Source organism: Microcystis sp. M109S1, assembly GCF_020247025.1.
Taxonomy (GTDB): domain Bacteria; phylum Cyanobacteriota; class Cyanobacteriia; order Cyanobacteriales; family Microcystaceae; genus Microcystis.
This window is the reverse complement of record NZ_JADBRW010000079.1, coordinates 1-5,653: the sequence shown is the minus strand read 5'-3', so window position 1 is coordinate 5,653 and position 5,653 is coordinate 1. Positions and strand designations below refer to the sequence as shown.

Sequence of the window (5,653 nt, the reverse complement as noted above, 5' to 3'; positions counted from 1 at the left end):
GGTGGTCGAGGGAATCAACAATAAACTTAAACTAATAAAACGAAGAGGCTATGGCTTTAGAAACTTTCGGAATTTTTGGGTTAGAAGTATGTTATCTTGGCATCTTGTCTGTTGATTTAGCATAAAGAGTAACGAAGAGCCGGCTTTTCTGGACGAATAATCCTCTATACCATGATTTTCAATAAATACCCGAATTGTGTTTCTTAGTTGATCTTCTCCGTCTCCTACCCACCCCGAATTTTTCCCCTTTCGTTCTTTTAATTCTACAAAAATCAAACAATTAGCATAGGTCAGCATTCCCTCACAGCGTTTATCCATACTACTACCATCGAGTTTTCTAATTTCAATACATTTATCAATAGCGGTAAATGTCACTTCAATTTCTTGAGAGTTTTCCACAATAGCAATCCAATCACTGGGATTTTCTGTATCTAAATAAGCGGGATTTTCTGAGGGAGATGGCGGATCACAAATTCCAAATTTATGCCGATGGGTTTGACTCTGACATTTTTTATCAAAGAAATTAATATTCATAACTGTTCTTCGATTTCTAGTAAATCATCAAAAAGCTGATTTGTCTCTCCTAGGGAAAGATTGAGATAATTTTCATCAGAAGGTAAACCCTCATAGGTAGCAAGTTCTCGGATTTCTCCTTGCTCTGTTAATTCATATACAATAGCATCTTCTGCCGCTATACAAGAGGCTTTCGGGACAATTTGGTTGAGCTTTTCTTGGAGATAATCGGCGTTAGAAATCGCTGATGATAGGATTTTTTTGATAACTTTATCCGCTTTGATAGCTAGGGTTAGATCGTTGATAATATAAGGACTATGAGTAGTCAAAATTAGTTTATTTCCCTGGGTTAAATTGGCAAATTCAAATAATTTATATAAAATCTTTTTCTGAGATTGGGGAAATAGATTCTGCTCGATTTCTTCCACAATATTTACAAAACACTCATTGCGGTATTTAGAAGATAACACTTCTAGTGCTGCCTTTTTTAGGTCATCGGAAAGATTATCATTAGAGAGAATTTTCTCGATTTCCATTTTTAATCTTTTTTGCTCCTCTCCACTGAGTTCATTGCGGGAAGTTTCTTGAGTTCGATTAATCGATAAAGCAATATTTCGAGAAACGAGAAATAAAGGAACAAAAGACTGAAAACCACTGGAAGCTTCTGATAGATTTAGTTGATAATCACTACCCACAATCTTGACCAGTCTATTAAGTTTATCAAATTCCAATTTAACCTCACCTACTGGCAAAGTCAAACTGCCAGATAATTCCTGTTGTGAGCGATCCAATTCTTCCCAGAAAGTATATAATGATTCTGGCAGTCCTTTGAGTTTTTCTGGCCATCTTACTGCACTCAAAAAGTTTCGCTCTGCCGGTACATACATAATTTTTGGTACTCGATACTTTGGATTATCAGTACGCTCGATCGATAATTTAGCATTTTCAAAACTAATTCTATAAACATCTCCATTGTATTCAATTTGGGTTTCGGGTAAAAAGTAATTGGTTAAATTTTGGTACTGACAAAAAGATTTAACAAAACGATTATATTTAATAACATATTTTTCCTCTAAATCTCCACGATATAGAGCTTTTTCCAACCAGCTTAATGTTGATATTAATTTAGCAATGCTACTTTTTCCAGTTCCTTGATTACCGATAAAAATCGTTACTTTCCGAACGTCGATAAAACCATCATTTTCTACTAAACCCGCCTTAATTGGACCGAAGTTTTTAACTTTAATTTGGCTCATTGTTATCCCCTTGATTGACGATAATAAATTTTGGGCAGTAATTTGTCCTGAAAAAAGCTCGTGTTGAACACGAGCTAAATTAATTAACTTCAAGGACTAATTAGCCACCAACCTTAACTACTGGTTTAAAACTAGGAACAACCAGTTCACTGTCCTGTTTAGTCAGCTTATTGTATAACCGTTCCGTATTGGGGAAATTAGCGGCCGGTAGAGTCGGGAAACGACGATAGGGAACCGTATCTTCACCAAATAATTGTAGGTATTCCATGCTATTAACCATAGCACCGATAAAGGCTTTTAATCCCTTAGTTGCCAGAATTTGGTTATATTTCTGGATTTCCTTTTGATTCAAGGGAGCGCGACCTAAGAAGTGCTTGGTTCCCAATTCAATTACTTTCGTATTCGGATAGGGAGCATAGAATTCTTTCAGGTAAAGATCCGAACCACCTAAACCCTCAATAAACTCTTTCACCGTGATCTCAGCATTGCTCAATTTACTCTCTAAAGCGGTAAATTCGGCATTGATGATATAGGGTTCGAGATCTCGTTCAAAAATCTGACGATAGGCGGCGCGAACAGTATTTTGTACGGCAACTTTATCCAGATTAGTTAACAGTTTAAAGACCTTAGTTTGTTCCCGTTGAACCGTGACACCTTGACCGACACGAGATTGAATATCGGGTTCAGTGCGAATCGAGACCAAAGGTGTACCCAATTCAATAAAGCGCGGGGTTTCCTCTTTATCAACTCTTTGGCCGATATCTTCGCGGAGATTGCCCAAACGCACCATCCGTAACTGCATCCCTTGGGGAGTTAGATAGCGCTCGTAGGGGACCGTATCTTCACCAAAAGCTTCCGTATATTCAGGACTGTCGATAAGGGCATCGATTAAAGCATAGAAGCCTTTTTTCGAGCAAAGATCGAAATATTGATTCATTTCCTGACGACCGTAGGTGGGACGACCGAGCAGACGACGGTGAATATATTCGATCGCTTTGACCACATAGAGAGGAGTCCAGTAGATTTTCCGGAAAGCCTCGGATTTAGCTAGGGTTTTGATAAACTCGCGCAGAGTAATATCGCCATTTTCTAACTTAATCTCGGCCACGGACAAACGCTGACCTTCGTAGGGCATTCGACCGAAAACCTGACGATAAGCCGCTAAAATCACTCTTTGGGTGGAAATTTCGCCAAATTTAACGCTTACCCCATTGCTAGAACCGGGTAACTCGTTATTGAGACGGAAAACTTTCGGTCCCAAAGTACCGGGGAATTCACCTCGGGCGCCGGGGTTGCTATTTTGGTTATTAGTGGCAGGTCCGCGGTGGATGAGGATACGTTTGGTATCTTTACCAAAGGGAGCGGGACTAGAACTAGGTTCGCGGGTTTCTTTCGGGAAAATTGCCCCAAATTGGATTTCTAGGGGATCATTTCCGGAACCGTAAACGTGCTGATCCGGTAAGGGGCGATCGTATTTAGCAAAGGTGGTGATAAATTGGGGAACTTTGCGGAAAGGTGCGCTGTAGTTAAACAGGTCGATCTGCATCCCCCAGTTACGACATTCCTGCGCTTCTGCACCCAAACCCCGGAGATAGGGAACGGTTTCTTCGCCGAAATAGTCGGAATACTCCTGAGAATCGACTAAAGCATCGATTAACGCCGCTAAACCGCCGCTAGAGACGATCGAGAAGTATTTCTGCACTTCTTCCCGGGAGGAAGGACCGCGACCGAGGAAATGACGGAAAGCCAATTCTAGGGCGCGACTATTGATAAAAGGTTCAAAGAACTGTTTGCGGTAGAGAGGCGATTTACCGAGACGACGGACGAATTCTTTCATCGAGATGTCGCCGTTTTTCACCTTCGATTCTAGGTCAGAAATGGACTGACTGTAGGCGCGAGTGATGTCCCGTTCAAAAATTTGTCTGTAGGTGGCCTTGATAATCGAAGATTTTTCCGACTCCGATAAACCGGTTTTCATGACAAACTTTTGCCGTTTTTCGGCGGCGTTGTAGTAGCTTTGGGGAAGACTTAAACCCTGTTGGTCACTACTGGGACGCTGACGCAGTTTATTAGAGGGGGTGGGGGCTTTTAATTCACCCAGTAGGATATTGAAATAGTCACTGATTAAAGTGGCCGCATCCTTGTCTCTTTGGAAATACTCGATCGAAGCGGCCCGCATTTCTTGTAGGGCCACGATGGTGGCATCAATGGAACAGGCATTTTCGAGAACTTCCCTTAAACCGCGGGTGTTAACGATCAGGATACTGGTATCACCTGCCACGATCGCATAAGTAACGTAACGCAGGAACCAGGATAAATCCCGGAGGGACTTCTGCATATTGCTCGGACCGTAACGAGAGACGTTAATCGGTCGGAATCCGGGGGGAATCGGGCCGCTAGAGGTGAAAATCCCTTTTAAGCCACCGAGTATGCCACTGCCGCCACCGGCCCCGCTTTCAGCGTAGGTAACGGTTCCTAATTTCATCCCTTCCTGGACGTTGGTAACTTTACCCGCACCCACCAGGGCCAATTCTTCCACGGGGGGTTTTTCTAGGTAGGCCATGGGTGAACCACCGGTAAAAATCCGGTTAGCTGCCCGCGAGACGATCAGATCGGAGTTCCGGGTGAGTGTTTGGGCAATATCTAAGCGCTTGCTCCCCGATTGGAAGTAGGCGATCAGTTCATTGAGTTCGGGTTTATCGAGAAAGCGGTCTTGTTGTTCTGCTTGGGTAATAGCAGATACCGGGACGGTTTGATAGAGTTGGGGACGCGCTAAGGAGCTGCCACCGCTTGCCTTAAGACTCATTGGATTTTAACTATCTCCCTTGACGATGTGCTGAGTTCTCCAATCGTGGAGGCGATCGGTCTTAAAACCAGATGTTTAAAAATTTAATCAGCATCTAGATTAAAACTTTTTGCGCTTCCTGAGATAGTTTATTAAGAATTATATAGATTTTTTTCGCTAAACTTACCGATCGGTCTATTCTGACACCCCACCCGTATGGGAGGCTAACCAGTCTAAATAGGTCTGAGAACCCGCCACAATCGGTAAAGCGATGATTTCTGGGACTGCATAGGTATGAAGTTCCTGTATCTTCGCCGATAACTGCTCAAACTGCTTTAAATCGGTTTTAATCGCTAATTGCCATTCGCTCTCGTTTTCAATCTGTCCCTGCCAACGATAAATGGAACGAATCGGGTAAATACTGACACAAGCTGCCAATCGCTCGTTAAGTAAGGCGATCGCTAAGTTTTCCGCTTCCGTTTCGCTGGTTGTTGTCACCAGCACCACTCCAAAACTGGTTAATCTTTCGGTCATACTAAATCCGTTGAGTATAGGCTACATATCAGGATAGGCAAGAGGCAAAAGGCAATAGGCAAAAGGAGGAATAGATAATCAGTCTTTAATAACCGGATTTAGTATGATAACCGATAACTGATAACTGATCACTGATCACTGATCACTGATCACTGAATTTAGGCGATCGTTTTTTCTAAAGCGGCCAGATCGGGAATACAGAGAGATTGCTGCTGTCGTTGAATCAGGCCTTTTTTCTCCAATTTGGTCAAGGATCGGGTCACGGTTTCCCGGGCCAGGCCACTAATACCACTCAATTCCCGGTGAGGTAAATTGGGAATTACCGTACCCTGGCAGCTGTTTTCTCCTTGACCTTCGGCTAAAAAGAGTAAAGTATCGGCGACTCTGGAGAGACTATCGGCCTCCCGTACACGTAAACGCCGGTTAAGTTGACGCAAACGCTTGGCCATTAACTGAGAAAGACGAATTCCCGCTAAAGGTTCCGATTTGAGCAGATTAACAAAATCTTGGGCGGGAATACTGCTAATTGTGGCCGTGGTTAAGGTGATAGCATCGGTGGAGCGGG

At 42.9% G+C, this 5,653-nt stretch carries 5 protein-coding genes and 1 pseudogene; 1 reads left to right on the top strand and 5 read right to left on the bottom strand.

The genetic code is table 11. From position 1 onward, the window contains the following. Nucleotides 1–115, top strand: a 115-nt coding sequence (locus IM322_RS03960) for a transposase (protein WP_130758671.1), incomplete at its 5' end; no start/stop codon positions are given. Nucleotides 116–141: 26 nt separating this feature from the next. Here the strand turns inward: IM322_RS03960 and IM322_RS23160 are convergent. From IM322_RS23160 to IM322_RS03940, 5 genes and pseudogenes are all read right to left on the bottom strand, one after another. After that, nucleotides 142–534: pseudogene (locus tag IM322_RS23160) on the bottom strand (hypothetical protein); the annotation flags it as partial. After that, nucleotides 531–1,769 carry an ATP-binding protein gene (locus IM322_RS03955; protein WP_287076625.1) on the bottom strand — a complete coding sequence of 413 codons (1,239 nt, stop codon included), beginning with the start codon at nt 1,767–1,769 and terminating at the stop codon, nt 531–533. The pseudogene IM322_RS23160 and the gene IM322_RS03955, both read right to left, overlap by 4 nt. A gap of 100 nt (nt 1,770–1,869) precedes the next feature. Next, on the bottom strand, nt 1,870–4,575 hold the full coding sequence (locus tag IM322_RS03950) for a phycobilisome rod-core linker polypeptide (RefSeq protein WP_287675206.1): 2,706 nt from the start codon (nt 4,573–4,575) through the stop codon (nt 1,870–1,872). 174 nt (nt 4,576–4,749) lie between these two features. Then, a complete protein-coding gene (gene cutA / locus IM322_RS03945) occupies nt 4,750–5,088 on the bottom strand; it encodes a divalent-cation tolerance protein CutA (RefSeq protein WP_287675203.1) in 339 nt (112 codons plus the stop codon). Between the two features lie 158 nt (nt 5,089–5,246). Then, the coding region (locus tag IM322_RS03940) for a Crp/Fnr family transcriptional regulator (RefSeq protein ID WP_287713117.1) at nt 5,247–5,653 on the bottom strand (407 nt) is incomplete at its 5' end.